Origin of the sequence: Lachnobacterium bovis (assembly GCF_900111325.1) — a bacterium.
In the GTDB taxonomy this organism is placed as follows: Bacteria; Bacillota; Clostridia; order Lachnospirales; family Lachnospiraceae; genus Roseburia; species Roseburia bovis_A.
Map to the genome: position 1 here is coordinate 21,311 of NZ_FOGW01000006.1, position 16,785 is coordinate 38,095.

Here is a 16,785-nt window from a genome sequence, read left to right on the forward strand (position 1 = left end):
GGAATATAATACTTCATACAAATAAAAAACAAAAAATACTCTTCCTAGATATTACATTATTGTATCAAAAACAGGCACAATTCAATATTGGTGTCTGTTTTTTTTTTGAAAAAAATAAAAAAAATAAAAAAAACCTTCTTTAAATTGTTTGTATACTTGCCAATAAAAGAGAAAAAACAGATAATTCAAAAACAATAGCTAAGAAAAAACACAATAGTCAAATAATCTGACAATAGAGCAGTAAAAAACAGTTTACAGAATAAAAAAAACGTAGTATTATTATAAAAGAAAATTCATGAATTTAACGTAGTAAAATATTATTATGTTATAAGCGTCGTATAAAAGATGCAACAAGAATCAAATACACTAAAAGAGAGGATAAAGCTATGAATGAACATTTAAGTGAAAGTAATAGAATAGCAGAAGGTTTATATGATCCAAGTTTTGAACATGACAATTGTGGTATTGGTGCTGTAGTCAATATCAAAGGTATCAAAACACATGGAACTGTTACCAATGCACTTAAAATTGTTGAAAACTTAAAACATAGAGCAGGAAAAGATGCTGACGGTAAAACGGGTGATGGAGTAGGTATTTTATTACAGATTTCACACAAGTTCTTTTCTAAAATAACAAAGGAAATTGGCATTGAAATTGGAAATGAAAGAGAATATGGTGTTGGTATGTTCTTTTTTCCACAGAATGAATTTAAAAGAATTCAAGCCAAAAAAATGTTTGAAGTTATTGTTGAAAAAGAGGGTATGGAATTTTTAGGTTGGAGAGAAGTACCTATTGATTCTGATAAAATTGGTAAGAAAGCTTATGATTGTATGCCTCATATTGCACAGGCTTTTATTAAAAAACCTAGCAATGTAGAAAAAGGCATTGATTTTGATAGAAAATTATATATTGCAAGAAGAGTTTTCGAACAATCTAATGATGATACATATGTTGTTTCATTATCAAGCAGAACCATCGTATATAAGGGAATGTTCTTAGTTGAACAGTTAAGAGAGTTCTTTAAAGATTTACAGGATGTTGATTATGAATCAGCAATCGCTACTGTACATTCTCGTTTCTCTACTAATACTAATCCTAGTTGGGAAAGAGCTCATCCAAACAAATTTATCGTTCATAACGGTGAGATTAACACAATTAAAGGTAACGCTGATAAAATGTCTGCTAGGGAAGAGACAATGGAAACTGACATTTTAAAAGGAGAATTCCAAAAAGTTTTACCAGTAGTTAATCGTGAAGGTTCGGATTCTGCAATGTTAGATAATACATTAGAATTCTTAGTTATGAGTGGAATGGAACTTCCTCTTGCAGTAATGATTATGATTCCAGAACCATGGGCAAATGATAAATTAATGTCTCAAAAGAAGAGAGATTTCTATCAATATTACGCAACAATGATGGAGCCATGGGATGGTCCAGCGTCAATTTTATTTACTGATGGTGATATTATGGGGGCTGTATTAGATAGAAATGGACTTAGACCATCAAGATATTATATTACAGATGATGATTATTTAATCCTTTCGTCAGAAGTTGGTGTATTACCAGTTGATTCTACTAAAGTTGTATTAAAAGATAGATTAAAACCAGGAAAAATGCTTTTAGTTGATACTGTTGAGGGAAGAATTGTTACAGATGATGAACTAAAAGAAAAATATGCTAGCGCTAAACCATACGGTGAGTGGTTAGATCGCAATCTTGTAAATCTTAAAGACATCAAAATTCCAAATGGTAGAGTAATGTCTTATAAAAAAGAAGATAGACAAAGAATGCAAAAGGCATTTGGTTATACATATGAGTCGCTTAAAGAGGCTATTTTACCAATGGCTAAAAATGGTGGTGAAGGAACAGCAGCAATGGGTACAGATACTCCACTTGCAGCATTATCTGATAATAGAGAGCCATTATTTAACTATTTTAAACAGTTGTTTGCTCAGGTTACTAACCCACCAATTGATTCAATTAGAGAAAAAGTAGTAACTTCAACAGCTGTATATGTAGGTGAAGCTGGAAATATTTTAAAACAAGATCCAAGTAACTGTAGAGTTATTAAGATTGAAAATCCTATTTTAACTAATACTGATTTAATGAAAATTAGATCAATGAAAGTAGAAGGATTTAAGGTTGAAACTATTCCAATCATTTATTACAAGAATACAAGCTTAGAAAAAGCTGTAGCAAGATTATTTGTAGAAGCAGATAGAGCATATAAAGATGGAGCTAACATCATTATTTTATCAGATAGAGGTGTTGATGAAAATCATGTTGCTATCCCTTCACTTTTAGCTGTATCAGCTTTACAACAATATTTAATTAATACTAAGAAGAGAACATCACTTTCAATGATTCTTGAGTCAGGTGAGCCAAGAGAAGTGCATCATTTTGCAACATTATTAGGATACGGTGCAACAGCAATTAACCCTTATCTTGCACAAGATACAGTTAAACAGTTAGTTGATGATAATATGTTGGATAAAGATTATTATGCAGCAGTTGCAGATTATAATAATGCAATCGTAACTGGAATCGTTAAAATCGCTGCTAAGATGGGTATTTCAACAATTCAGTCTTACATGGGTTCAAAGATTTTTGAAGCAATTGGAATTGATAAATCTGTTATTGATAAATATTTTACAGGTACAGTAAGTCGTGTAGGTGGAATTAAAATTGAGGATATTGAAAAAGTTGTTAATGATCTTCACTCAGAAGCTTATGATCCATTAGGATTAGGAACTGATTTGACATTAGATTCTATGGGACGTCATAAGATGAGAAGCGGTGCTGATTCTCATTTATATAATCCTGCTACAATTCATATGCTTCAACAAGCAACATGGAAGGGCGATTATAATTTATTTAAAGAGTATACAAACTTAGTAAATAAAGAAGGTTCACACACTAATTTAAGAGGATTGATGGACTTTAATTATCCAGCCAAAGGAGTTCCTTTAAAAGAAGTAGAAAGCGTAGATAGCATTGTGACACGTTTTAAAACAGGTGCTATGTCATATGGTTCAATTTCTAAAGAAGCTCATGAAACACTTGCAATTGCTATGAATAGATTACATGGTAAATCTAATAGTGGTGAAGGTGGAGAAGATAAAGATAGATTAACAGTTGGTAAAGATGGAAAGAATCGTTGCTCAGCAATTAAACAAGTTGCATCAGGAAGATTTGGTGTTACAAGTAGATATCTTACATCAGCAAAAGAAATTCAAATTAAGATGGCACAGGGTGCTAAGCCAGGAGAAGGTGGACATCTTCCAGGTAAAAAAGTTTATCCTTGGATTGCTAAAACAAGATTATCAACACCAGGTGTAGCATTAATTTCACCACCGCCACATCATGATATTTATTCAATTGAAGATTTAGAGCAGTTGATATATGATTTAAAAAATGCAAATGAGGATGCTAGAATTTCAGTTAAATTAGTATCAGAGGCAGGTGTAGGAACTATTGCTGCAGGTGTAGCAAAAGCAGGAGCACAAGTTGTATTAATTTCTGGATATGACGGTGGTACAGGTGCTGCGCCAAGTAGTTCAATTCATAACGCAGGACTTCCATGGGAACTTGGACTTGCAGAAGCACATCAGACTTTAATTATGAATGGGCTTCGTAACAAAGTCAGAATTGAAACAGATGGTAAATTGATGAGCGGTAAAGATGTAGCTGTAGCAGCATGTTTAGGAGCAGAAGAATTTGGTTTTGCAACAGCTCCATTAGTAACATTAGGATGTGTAATGATGAGAGTATGTAACTTAGATACATGTCCAGCTGGTATCGCAACTCAAAACCCAGAATTAAGAAAACGATTTGCTGGTAAGCCAGAATATGTAGAAAACTTCATGAGATTTATTGCTGAAGAATTACGTGAATACATGGCTAAATTAGGCTGCAGAACAGTTGATGAATTAGTTGGTAGAGGCGATTTATTAAAGGTAAGAGAAGATTTATCAGATAGTGCTAAACTTATTGATTTAAATAACATTTTAAATAATCCTTACGGTAAAGCAGGAGAGACAGTTGTTTTTGATCCAAAGCATGTATATGATTTTGAACTAGAAAAAACTAAAGATAAAACAGTTATTTTAAAACAGTTAGAAGATGCATTGAAAAATAAACAAAGACGTGAATTATCACTTGAAATTACTAATACAGATAGATCTTTAGGAACAATTTTTGGATCACATATTACAAAATTATATGATGATACACTTGATGAAGATTCATATATCATCAAATGTAATGGTTCTGGTGGACAAAGTTTTGGTGCATTTATTCCAAAAGGATTAACATTAGAATTAATTGGTGATTCAAACGATTACTTCGGAAAAGGTTTATCAGGTGGTAAATTAGTTGTTTATCCACCAGCAGGAAGCAAGTTTGAAGCATCTGAAAATATCGTAATCGGTAACGTAGCACTTTACGGTGCAACAAGTGGTAAAGCATTCATCAGCGGTGTTGCAGGAGAACGTTTCGCAGTTAGAAACTCTGGTGCTACTGCAGTTGTTGAAGGTGTTGGAGATCACGGATGTGAATACATGACAGGCGGTAGAGTTGTAGTTTTAGGTAAAACTGGTAAAAACTTTGCAGCAGGTATGTCAGGCGGAATCGTTTATGTATTAGATGAGGATAATGATTTATATATTAGAACAAATAAATCAATGGTATTTACAGAAGAAGTTACAAATAAATACGATGTTATCGAACTAAAACAGATGATTGAAGAGCATGTAACACTTACAAATTCTAAAAAAGGTAAAGAAATTTTAGATAACTTCAGTGAATATTTGCCTAAGTTCAAGAAAGTTGTACCTTATGATTACCATAAGATGCAAACAGCAATTGTAAAAATGGAAGCAAAAGGATTAAATCCAAAACAAGCTCAAATTGAAGCATTTTATGCAAGTATCAAAGGTTAAGGAGGTAATAAGAAAATGGGCAAAGCAACAGGTTTTTTAGAATATGAAAGAGAATGCGCTAGAGAAATCGAGCCAAAAGAAAGAATAAAGAATTTTAATGAATTTCATGTTTTTCTATCACAAGAAGAACAAAGAAAACAGGGAGCAAGATGTATGTCATGTGGTGTACCTTTTTGTCAATCAGGAATGACAATTGGTGGAATGACATCTGGATGTCCTTTAAATAATCTTGTACCTGAATTTAACGATTTGGTATATACAGGAAATTGGCGTCAAGCATATAATCGTCTTAAGAAAACAAATAATTTTCCTGAATTTACTTCAAGAGTATGTCCAGCACTTTGTGAAAAAGCATGTACATGTGGACACTGGGGTGAGCCTGTAACAGTTAGAGATAATGAACATGGAATTATCGAAACTGCATACAAAGAAGGTTATGCAAGCGCTAAAGTACCAAAAGTAAGAAGTGGTAAAAAAATTGCCGTAATTGGTTCTGGTCCTGCAGGTTTAGCTGCAGCAGACCAACTTAACCAAAGAGGACATAGTGTTACTGTTTTTGAAAGAGATGATAGATTAGGCGGCCTTTTAATGTATGGAATTCCTAATATGAAATTAGAGAAGGATGTAATTTATCGTAAAATCAAAGTAATGGAAGAAGAAGGCGTTGAATTCAAAACTGGAGTTAATGTTGGTGTTGATGTAAACGTAAAAGATTTATTCAAAGAATTTGATAGAGTAATAATGTGCTGTGGAGCTAAAAAAGCAAGAGATATTGCAGCTCCAGGTAGAGAAGCAAAAGGAATTTATTTTGCAGTTGATTATTTATCAAGAAATACTAAGAGTTTATTGGATTCTAATTTTGCAGATGGTAATTATATCAGCGCAAAAGATAAAAATGTAGTTGTAATAGGTGGCGGAGATACAGGAAATGATTGTGTTGGTACATCTATTAGACAAGGTGCTAAATCAGTTGTTCAAATCGAAATGATGCCTGCACCACCAAAAGAAAGAGCAGCAGATAATCCATGGCCAGAATGGCCAAAGGTTCTTAAAACTGATTATGGCCAGGAAGAAGCAATTGCAGTATTTGGTAATGATCCACGTATTTATGAAACAACTGTAAAAGAGTTCCATAAAGATAAAAAAGGAAATCTTACAGCTATAACAACTGTAAAAGTAAGACGTGAAAAAGATGAAAAAACTGGAAGATTTAAAATGGTAAATGTAGAAGGATCAGAAAAGAAAATCCCAGCAGATATCGTTTTAATCGCAGCAGGATTTGTCGGAACAGAAGATTATGTTGTTAAGAATTTTAAAGTTTCTACAACAGAACGTGGAAACGTGGCTACGAAGCAAGGATCTTACGAAACTAAAATTCAAAACCTTTATGTTGCAGGTGATAACAGAAGAGGTCAATCTTTAGTAGTTTGGGCTATTAGAGAAGGAAGAGAAGTAGCAAAAGAAGTAGATAAGAGCCTTATGGGTTATTCATATCTATAAAATTTTATTAAACGTAATAATATAATTTACTCAACTTTCCCACCTGTAAACCAGTCGGTAATTTATGCTGGGAAAGTTGAGTTTATAAAAAACTATTGACAATTGAATGATTAAGAAGTAGAATGCAAAAAAAGAAGAGAAATAAACTAGTGACCGAGAGTAGTACATGTATCAAGTTTGATTTACAGAGAGCTACAGATAGTGAGATTGTAGTAATGAAAGGAACATGGAATGGACTTGGGAAGGTGGGAGCAAAGAGCAGTGGCTCGAGTAATGCCCAACGGGATTTCCGCTCGTTATCAAGGGAAGATGTATGTTAGTACATTATGTGAGTGGGTGCATTTTGCATCAATTTAGGTGGTACCGCAGGAGTATAGACTCTTGTCCTAAGACAATGAATTGAGATACATTGTCTTAGGACAAGAGTTTTTTTTTGGGGAGGTGAAAAGAGGAATGAAAAGAAGATAGTAAAGAGGTTGTTGAAAAAATTGTTTATGAAATGAAAGAAAGTTAAGATGGTTAATAGAGTTGTTGATGCAGTTAAGAAAGGGAAGAGATAATGAAAAAAATATTGTTGATCGATAATTATGATTCTTTTACATTCAATGTTTATCAATATTTGCGCGAATTACAGTATGATGTTATTTGTGTAAGAAATGATAAAATCACACTTGAAGAAATCGAACAAATGGATTTAGGAGCGATTTTTATTTCGCCAGGTCCTGGTAATCCACAAAGTGCAGGCATTTGTTTAGAGGTTGTGAAGAAATTCGCAGGGGAAATTCCAATGTTTGGAATCTGTCTTGGACATCAAATTATAGGAGAAGCATTTGGTGGTAAAGTTATTCATGCAAATCAGTTGTTTCATGGAAAAACATCAAAAATAATATCTAAAGGATTAGGAGTTTTTAGTGATTTTCCTAGTGAGTTTATTGCAACTAGGTACCATTCTTTGATAGTTGAAAAAGACAGTTTGCCAGATTGTTTTGAAGTTACATGTGAAACTGAAGATGGAGAAATTATGGGTATTGTACATAAAGAATATGAGATAGAGGGCGTACAATTTCACCCAGAATCCATAATGACCCAAAGCGGTCTGAAAATGTTAGAAAATTTTTTGAATAGAATTAATCTCAAGAAAGAAACAGTGGGAACACATAATCAGAATACTATTTGCTATGAGGCATTAAAAGAGATTCATGAACTTGGAATTAAACAGTATGCAAAAAAAGAAAGTCTGAAAACAGATTTTATTAATGTATTTAAAGCATTGAGAAAAAGGTTTGGAACAGAAAGTTGTTGTTTATTTGATTCAGTAAAAGGACCTGAAATTGATTGTGGCAATAGCTATATAGGATTGTTCCCAGAGCTTGAAATTATTGTTGATAATCATAAAATGAAAATACTGAGCGATTCAAAATATTTAAAAGAAAAATTTGAAATTAATTTTCGTGAGATCTTTGATAATGAACGGCAAGAATACAATTTGGGAGAAAGATGCTTTTCGGATATATTTCCTATAATTTCGGCAATGTTTAAAGAAGAAAAAGTTCATGACTTTGAGTCAAATTTTACAAACGGATTAATGGGAGTTTTTTCATATGAATATTTACACTATATTGAAAAGATTGCTGACAAGAACAAGCGAGTGCTAAATTTCCCGGATATTCATTTGAAATATTATTCACACATAATAGAATATAATCCAAAGAATAATGAAATATTGATTATAAATAATATTTTACCAACACAAAAGTATAAGGACATAGATATTATACAAATTGTAAATGATTATTTGAAAGAATCAAATAACGAAAACGCAGTTGAAACAGGTAAAATTGAATTTCTTCATTCTAATATTGAAGAAAGAGAATATTATCAAAAGGTGAAGAAGGCAAAGGAATATATAAAAGATGGTGATATATTTCAAATACAATTAGGTAGAAGACTTCACATAAAGCAAAAAATTAATCCGTTTAGTATATATGAAAAGCTTAGAGCAGTTAATCCTTCACCATATATGTTTTATTGGGAAGATAAAGCATATCAGTTAATTAGTAATAGTCCAGAGTTACAGTTAAGGGTTGAAAATGGAAATGTTATTATCAGACCAATTGCTGGGACATCCAAAGGAAAAGGAAAGAGTAAGGTGGAGGCTGAGTTTTTAAGAAAAGACTTGGAGAACAATCCGAAAGAGCAGGCAGAGCATATAATGCTAGTAGATTTAGCAAGAAACGATATTGGACGTGTTGCGGATGCAGGAAGTGTAAAGGTAACTACACTGATGAAGAGTGAAGAATTTTCTCATGTTTTTCATCTGATTAGCAGTGTGGAGGGAAAAGTAAGCAAAAATATCAATACAATGAAACTTTTTGAATCTACATTTCCAGCAGGAACTTTAACCGGTGCGCCTAAAGTACGTGCTATGGAAATTATAAATGAACTTGAAAATGAAGAAAGAGGACCATATGGTGGTGCTACGGGATTTTTTGAGTTTAATGGAAATATAGTTAGTTCTATTACAATAAGAACTATCTTAAGAAAAGAAGATGATTTGTATTTACATGCATCAGCTGGAATTGTAGCTGACTCGAAAGATTATCTTGAGTGGCAAGAAATTCAGCATAAGACAGAAGCAATAAAACAAGTATTAATAGAGGAGACATAAGATGTATTTAATTAATGACTCAACTTTCACAGCATAAATTACCGAACATCGCTTGGATAAATCCAGCCTGGGATTCTATCCAAGTGGTTACTTGATTTTTAATTATTTCTGTGATTTGTACAGAAAAACTCAGAAAGCATATCATAGTTTATGTGTGCTTCTTTGGTTTTTTTGTTTTTATTTAATTTTCTTTACATTTTTCAAAAGTTAGTCTATACTAATTATAACAAAAGTAATTAAACTAGGAGGAGTAATGATGTTATTAGAAATAAAAAGTTTATGTAAATCGTATGGAAAAGATGAGAATAAATTACAAGTATTAAAGGATATTACATTTTCAATACAAAAAGGTGAAATATGCGTGCTTTTAGGACCATCAGGATCTGGGAAATCTACGTTATTGAATATTATTGGCGGAATAGATGTGGCAGATAGTGGTTACGTATCAATCGATGGAGATAAGACTAAAAATATGTCTGAAAAAGAACTAACCATGTATAGAAGAAAACATTTAGGATATGTTTTTCAGATGTATAATTTAATTCCAAATTTAACTTTAAAGGAAAATATTGAGGTTGGAGAATATCTTTCAGATAATCCCCTTGATATTAATGAACTAATAAATGTTTTGGAATTATCAAATCATGAAAATAAAATACCAAATCAATTATCGGGTGGCCAACAACAAAGAACAGCGATAGGGCGAGCTATTATAAAAAATCCTGATATTTTATTATGCGATGAGCCAACAGGCGCTTTAGATTATAAAACTTCGAAAGCAATTCTTAAATTATTAGAAGATGTTAATAAAAAATACAAAACAACGATTATTATGGTTACGCATAATGATGCTATAAAAAATATGGCAGATAGAATAATTAAGTTAAAAGATGGAGAAATTAGAAAAAATTATTTGAATAATGAGAAAATATCAGCAGAAGAATTAGAATGGTAGGTAGGAGAGCGAAAATGAAAAATCCATTAAGAAAAAGAATATTAAGGAATATGAAAAGTGAAATTGGAAAATATCTAGCTATTTTTCTTTTTATGGTAATTTTTATAGGATTTATTTCAGGATTTATAGTAGCTGATGTAAGTTTAAAAGAAAGTAATAAGAAGGGGTTTGAAAAATATAATATTGAAAATGGAAATTTTACATTTGCAGATAAATTAGATAAATCCACATTGAAAGAAATTGAAAAGGAAAACAAAATAAAAGCGTATGAGCTTTTTTATAAGGATCTCAAAATAGAAGAAAAAAAAGAAAGAGAACTTCGTATTTATAAAAAAAGACATCAAATAAATCGAGAGTGCCTAATGCAAGGAAAATTTCCTAAGAAAAGAAATGAAATAGCAATAGATAGAATGTTTGCAAAATTAAATAATTATGAGGTAGGAGATAAAATTAAACTAAAAGGTAAAAAATACAAAATTAGTGCGTTAGTTGCCTTTTCTGATTATTCTACGCTTTTTAAAAGCAATTCAGATATGATGTTTGATGCTAATAAATTTGGTGTTGCGATAACAACGGCAAATGCGTATAACGAGATTAAGGAACGAGAAATTAACAAATATGCATTTAAATATAATAAAAAAATTGATAATAAAGTAAAAGACAATCAGTCAGAAGAAAAAAAGATATCAGATAAAATGGTGAAAAGACTCTTTTATAAGGGAAAATTAGAGGATTTTACACCAAGATATTTAAATAATGCGATAAAGTTTGCTGGAGATGATTTTGAAAGTGATGGTGTAATGATAGATACACTGTTTTATATCTTGATAGCAATAATAGCGTTTATATTTGCTGTTACAGCAGATAACACGGTTGTAAAGGAAGCAAATGTGATTGGAACACTCAGAGCCTCAGGTTATAAAAAGAGCGAGATTATAAGACATTATATATGCTCGCCTATGGTAATTACTTTGATTTCGGCTATTGTAGGTAATATATTAGGTTACACATATTTGTTTAAAGTATGTGCTGATTTATATTATAATAGCTATAGTTTGCCAACATTTACGCCTATTTTTAGCATGGATGCATTTATTAAAACAACAATTTTACCACTGATTCTAATGTATGTAGTTAATTATGTGATTTTGCGCCGAAGACTAACATTGTTACCTATTGATTTCATTAGAAGAAATTTGACCAAAAATAAAAAGAAAAAAAGTATTAGATTGCATAATTTTAGTTTTATGACAAAATTTAAAATTAGAGTTTTTTTACAGAATTTTCCAAATTATGTGTTGCTTTTTATAGGAATATTTTTGGCAAATGTATTATTATTTTTTGGATTAGCTTTAGTACCTCTATTAGATAATTTTGAAAAAATAACTATTGATAATATGGTTTGTGAATACCAAGTGTATTTAACATCGCCACAGAAGACTATGACAAAGGGCGCAGAAAAATTTTATCAAAAAACATTAAGTAATTTGCCAAATTCAGAATTTAGACAAGAAGATATTTCGATAATGGGAGTTCCTAAAAAATCAAAATATTTTAAAATTAAACCCCAAAAAGGTGAAGTGATAATTAGTTCATCAATTGCAGAAAAATACAACTTGTCAAAAAATGATGTTATTACTTTAAAAGAAAAATATAATAAGAAAAAATATAAATTTAAGGTATCAAGAGTATTTGAATATCCAGCAAATGAAACGATTGTTTTAAATGAAGCAACTTTTTGCAAGAAATTCAATGTTAAAAAGGAGAATTTTACGGGATATTTAACAAATAAAAAAATAAGAGACATAGACGAAAAAAATATATTAACAATTATTACGAAGTCCGATTTAACCAAAATGACTAGACAATTAAAAACTTCAATGGGAGGAATGTATAAGGCAGTTAATGTATTTGCTATAGTTACTTTTATGTTAATTATTTTCTTGTTAACTAAGTTGACGATTGAAAAAAATTCAAATTCAATTTCAATGCTTAAAATTTTAGGTTATACTCCAAAAGAAGAAAGAAAATTATATTTAATGACAACAAGAATTGTTGTATTTTTCTCAGTTTTATTGAGTTTGCCAATTACATATTATTCTTTTTCTATAATTTATAAAAGTATGATGAAAAAAATGTTCTCAGGATGGATGCCATTAGAGATACCACTAGAGGTTTACTTAGAAGTTATATTGTTAGGAATGCTATCTTATTTTGTTGTAGAACAATTTATTTACAAAAAAATAAAGAAAATTCCAATGGACTTAGCATTAAAAAATATAGAATAAATAATTTAAAATCTTTTGTTTTAGTGCTTTGTGTGATATACTAAATAGACATGTAAAAGATAAAGGCGCATAAGTTAAATTTATGCGTCTGATTATTATGGAAGGGGTAGACGTTATGTCTATTGGTATAAATATGAAAGAAAATAGTTATATATTAAATGTAAAAAATGCATACACACATGCCGGAAGTTTTCATTCGGACGATGTTTTTGCAACAGCATTTTTACAAATATTAAATCCAAATATTACAGTACATAGAATATTTAAGTGTACATCAGAGCTTGATGGAATCATTTATGATATTGGTTGGGGAGAATTTGATCACCATCAAAAAGACAAAAGATATAGAGAAAATGAAGTGCCTTATGCAGCGTTTGGTTTACTTTGGGAGAAATTCGGAACATTAATTATGGATGAAGAAAGTGCTCAAAAATTTGATGAGTATTTTATACAACCTTTAGACCTTTCGGATAATACAGGCTGTGATAATGATTTTGCAATGGCTATTTCTGATTTTAATCCAAAATGGGACGAAGATAAAAGTACAGATGAGGCATTTTTTGAAGCAGTTTCTTTTGCTAAGGGAATCTTAGAAAGAAGATTTGAAAAAACAAAATCAAATTTAAAAGCTCGTGAAATAGTTAGAGAAGAATTAAGTAAACTTCCAGAGGATATTGAGATTTTCGAGTTACAAAATGATGTTCCATGGAAATCTGCAGTTAAAGATACTAACATAAAGTATGTTATTTATAAATCAAATCGTGGTGGATATAATATTCAGTGCGTTCCTTCAGACGAAGATAAAGATGAACTAAAGAAAGCGTTACCTGAAGAATGGAGAGGCAAAACACAGGAAGAACTAGAAGAGTTGACAAATGTTAAGGGATTTAGATTTTGCCATAATTCTGGATTTTTATGTGCAGCAGAAACAATAGAGGGTGCTAGAGCTATAGCTAAAATGGCACTTGAGTTTTAATGGAGGAAAAATGAAGATTAATAAGAAATTATTTGTTATAATTTTTTGTTTGACTTTGCTTGTTGTGACAACATGTGTTTTTGCAATGATAATAAATGAAAATCATAGCGGAAATGCAGCAGTTGATTTATCAGATGAAAAGATTGTTGCAAATGGTGAGGGTGTTGTATTAAATAAGTCAAATATAATTATTAATCGTGCTGGAGTGTATGATTTTTCAGGTAAGATTTCAGATAAACACATAATTGTTGATGTTAAAAGTGGAAATGTTGTTATCAATTTTAGCAATGTTGTTATTTTAACTAAAAACTATAGTCCTATCCAAATAAAGAGAGCACATAAGGTTACCTTGAATATAGAAAAAAATACAACGAATACTCTTACTTTTGGAGATGAAAATGAGTATAACAAGAAGTTAGATGATAAATCTAAAAAAAATATTCAAAAATTAAACAATATTTATCAACAAAGTGAAGGTAGTCAACAAGATAACCTAAAAATTGCAAGTCCAAAAACTACTAAAGAATCAAAATCTAAAAAAGATACAGTAAAAGATTTTACAAAGCATTTTAGAGATAGGGCTGTTATCTCTACGGAGGTTCCGTTAGAAATTCGTGGCTCTGGAGATTTGTTTATTAATGCGTATAGAGGAAGCTCGATTGTTTCACAAAGTGATTTAAATTTTTACAATGCAAATTTGACTATTAAATCATGTGATAATGCGGTTGTTGCTAATAAAAATATTGACTTTAATGGTGGATTATATACGATATCATCAGGTAATCGAGGCGTTTATGCTGGGGGATATATAAATGGTTCACTAGCAAAAATTAAAGTACAAAATGGACAGGCTCAGAAGAAAGCATTTTGCGAATTGTATCAAAATGAACGAATTGATGCAATGAATAAATATATGGATTCTCAGACATATAACAATTATTTATCAGGCTTAGATTCTGAAAGTGGAATTTCATTAAACAAAAGTAAAATGAAATTAGATACATTTGGAAATGCTATATCAGCTCAGAATGATATTACTTTAATTGAAAATACTTTAAATTTAAAAGCTAATAATAATGCAATTTTATGCGAAGGCGATTTAAAAACCGTAAAAAATGATTGCTATATAGAAAATTCGTATAATGCTATCGTAGCTGATGCGTTTATTATGAATGATAAATATTGTGAAATAAATTGCAATAAAGTGGCTTTAAAGAGTAAATCTTATGATAAAGACATAAAAATAGAAACAGGTAAATATGTGATTAGAACTAAGGATATCTTGTTTTGGACATCAAAATCTGTTGTTTTGAAAAATAGTAATGTTTACGCTGAATCAAGTTCGGAAGACGAAAATTCAATTTGTAAAAATTCTCAAACAAATGGAACTATTGTCGTAAATGATGGTAAGTTTATAGCATGTGTCAAAAAGTTTGATGAGCAGATTTTGAATGACGATGATGATAGTAATTATTGTATATTAGATATTCCTGAAAATATTTTAGATGGTACAGACTACAATATTAGTGTCATAAATGGACCTCAATTCTATCAGGGTAAATTTGTGGCTGGAACCAAAAAAATAATTTGCGCATCAAATAAACTACAGGACAAACTGAAATTTACTTATGCTGACAAAGTATATGAATATCCGGTGATTGTAGTTGATGATGAGGAGAACAACTAAATGGAAGAATATATAAAAGAAGAAGGTTACACAGGCATGCCAGATGAGCAGATAATTAGCGAATTAGCGGAAGTATTTAAAACATTTGGCGATAGTACAAGAATTAAAATTTTGTTTTCTCTTGCAAAAAAAGAAATGTGTGTTGGAGAGATTGCAGATTTTGTTGACATGTCACAATCGGCGATATCACATCAATTAAAGATTTTAAAGCAAAAAAAATTGGTTAAATCCCAAAGAGATGGAAAACAAATAATTTATTCCTTGGCAGATGATCATGTTTATACTATTATAGGACAAGGATTAGATCATGTAAAAGAATAAATGAATTAGTTATATGTGGAAGGAAGAAAAATTAATGCACTCTAAAGTTATTTTTTTTGATATTGACGGAACAATTTGGGATGAAAACCATAAAATTCCAAAAAGTACAGTTGAAACAATTAGATTGTTAAAAGAAAATGGACATAAAACATTTATTTGTAGTGGAAGAGCTAGAGGAAATATCATCGATGAAAGATTATTAAATATAGGCTTTGATGGTATAATTGCTGCGTGCGGAAATCATATAGAGATGGATGGCGAAGTTCTTTACGAAAATATTTTATCAGATGAGTTAGTTGAAAAATCTTTGAATGTTACAACACAGCAACACATTCCAGTAGTATTAGAAGGGCCAGAGTATCATTGGTTTGATATAGAAAAGTTTTCAGGTGATCCATACACTAATAAATTAAAAAAAGTATTAAAAGATAAAGCGGTCCCTCTTGAAAATTATGAAGGAAAAATAGTGATAAATAAATTTTCTGGAGATATAACAGAAGATACAGATATGAATGTTGTCGAAAAGGAATTAGGAGAATACTTTGATTTTCTTATTCACGAAGGCGATGTTATAGAATTTGTCCCAAAAAATACTTCAAAAGCAACAGGAATAAAAAAAGTATGTGAAATTTTAAATATCAAACATCAGGATACATTTGCAATAGGTGATAGTATAAATGATGTAGAAATGCTAGAGTATGTAAATACTGGAATAGCGATGGGAAATTGCACTCAACCAGCAAGAAAAGTCGCAGATTATGTGACAACAAGTTTGTGGGAAGATGGTATTTACAATGCTATGAAACATTTTGAGTTAATATAGTTGCTTTAAAATGCAACATATTCGAATTGATATAGTTAACAAAAATGCAACGTATGTCAATAAAACGACATAGGTTGTATTTTTTTATTAAAAAAAGAGAAAAGATGAGAAAATCAAAGAAAAGAAGAGAAAAATGGCAGAAATATACACATAAACCGATAAAACAAGCAAATTACCCTTGTTTTATAGGATTGCAAATGATAGCAAAAAAAGTTTATTATTAAATCATCAATTAGCACTCAAAAGAAATGAGTGCTAACAAGAAAAGCGAGATAAGATAATTATTTTGATATTTACGAGGAGGCATATATAAATGAAATTAGTACCATTAGCAGACAGAGTTGTCTTAAAACAACTTGAAGCAGAGGAAACAACAAAATCAGGAATCATTCTTACAAGTTCAGCACAGGAAAAACCACAGGAAGCTGAAATTGTAGCTGTAGGTCCTGGCGGTGTGATTGACGGGAAAGAAGTAAAAATGAATGTAGAAGTAGGTCAGAAAGTTATCTATTCTAGATACGCTGGATCTGAAGTTAAATTAGATGGAAAAGAGTATATTGTCGTAAGGCAAAACGATATTTTAGCAATCGTTGAGGATTAATAGTTAGCAAATAATATTTATTGGAA

Annotated in this window: 10 protein-coding genes and 1 other annotated feature; all 10 genes read left to right on the forward strand. The window is 30.7% G+C overall.

All coding sequences use genetic code 11. From position 1 onward, the window contains the following. The first annotated feature begins 386 nt into the window (after nucleotides 1-386). The 10 genes from gltB to BMY79_RS02760 all read left to right on the forward strand — a co-directional run bounded on the left by gltB (nucleotide 387) and on the right by BMY79_RS02760 (nucleotide 16,759). A complete protein-coding gene (gene gltB, locus BMY79_RS02705) occupies nucleotides 387-4,940 on the forward strand; it encodes a glutamate synthase large subunit (protein ID WP_022747969.1) in 4,554 nt (1,517 codons plus the stop codon). Between the two features lie 15 nt (nucleotides 4,941-4,955). Next, nucleotides 4,956-6,440 (forward strand): glutamate synthase subunit beta, encoded by a 1,485-nt coding sequence (locus BMY79_RS02710; RefSeq protein WP_022747970.1) that lies wholly within the window; start codon nucleotides 4,956-4,958, stop codon nucleotides 6,438-6,440. A gap of 140 nt (nucleotides 6,441-6,580) precedes the next feature. Continuing rightward, nucleotides 6,581-6,832: a binding site (T-box leader), on the forward strand. Nucleotides 6,833-6,999: 167 nt separating this feature from the next. Beyond that, complete coding sequence (locus BMY79_RS02720; protein ID WP_074730382.1) at nucleotides 7,000-9,108, forward strand: chorismate-binding protein; 2,109 nt, start codon at nucleotides 7,000-7,002, stop codon at nucleotides 9,106-9,108. Nucleotides 9,109-9,364: 256 nt separating this feature from the next. Next, nucleotides 9,365-10,063: an ABC transporter ATP-binding protein gene (locus BMY79_RS02725; protein ID WP_022747973.1), complete on the forward strand. Its 699-nt coding sequence runs from the start codon at nucleotides 9,365-9,367 to the stop codon at nucleotides 10,061-10,063. Between the two features lie 14 nt (nucleotides 10,064-10,077). Then, nucleotides 10,078-12,351 carry an ABC transporter permease gene (locus tag BMY79_RS02730; protein WP_022747976.1) on the forward strand — a complete coding sequence of 758 codons (2,274 nt, stop codon included), beginning with the start codon at nucleotides 10,078-10,080 and terminating at the stop codon, nucleotides 12,349-12,351. Between the two features lie 115 nt (nucleotides 12,352-12,466). Continuing rightward, the gene (locus tag BMY79_RS02735) at nucleotides 12,467-13,327 is read left to right on the forward strand and encodes an MYG1 family protein (RefSeq protein ID WP_022747978.1); all 861 of its coding nucleotides are present in this window, start codon (nucleotides 12,467-12,469) and stop codon (nucleotides 13,325-13,327) included. Nucleotides 13,328-13,337: 10 nt separating this feature from the next. Continuing rightward, nucleotides 13,338-15,014 (forward strand): carbohydrate-binding domain-containing protein, encoded by a 1,677-nt coding sequence (locus BMY79_RS11855; RefSeq protein WP_083383449.1) that lies wholly within the window; start codon nucleotides 13,338-13,340, stop codon nucleotides 15,012-15,014. Beyond that, nucleotides 15,015-15,335: an ArsR/SmtB family transcription factor gene (locus BMY79_RS02750; RefSeq protein ID WP_022747980.1), complete on the forward strand. Its 321-nt coding sequence runs from the start codon at nucleotides 15,015-15,017 to the stop codon at nucleotides 15,333-15,335. 34 nt (nucleotides 15,336-15,369) lie between these two features. Beyond that, a complete protein-coding gene (locus BMY79_RS02755) occupies nucleotides 15,370-16,158 on the forward strand; it encodes a Cof-type HAD-IIB family hydrolase (protein WP_022747981.1) in 789 nt (262 codons plus the stop codon). Nucleotides 16,159-16,471: 313 nt separating this feature from the next. Beyond that, nucleotides 16,472-16,759 carry a co-chaperone GroES gene (locus tag BMY79_RS02760; protein WP_022747983.1) on the forward strand — a complete coding sequence of 96 codons (288 nt, stop codon included), beginning with the start codon at nucleotides 16,472-16,474 and terminating at the stop codon, nucleotides 16,757-16,759. The last annotated feature ends 26 nt before the right edge of the window (nucleotides 16,760-16,785 follow it).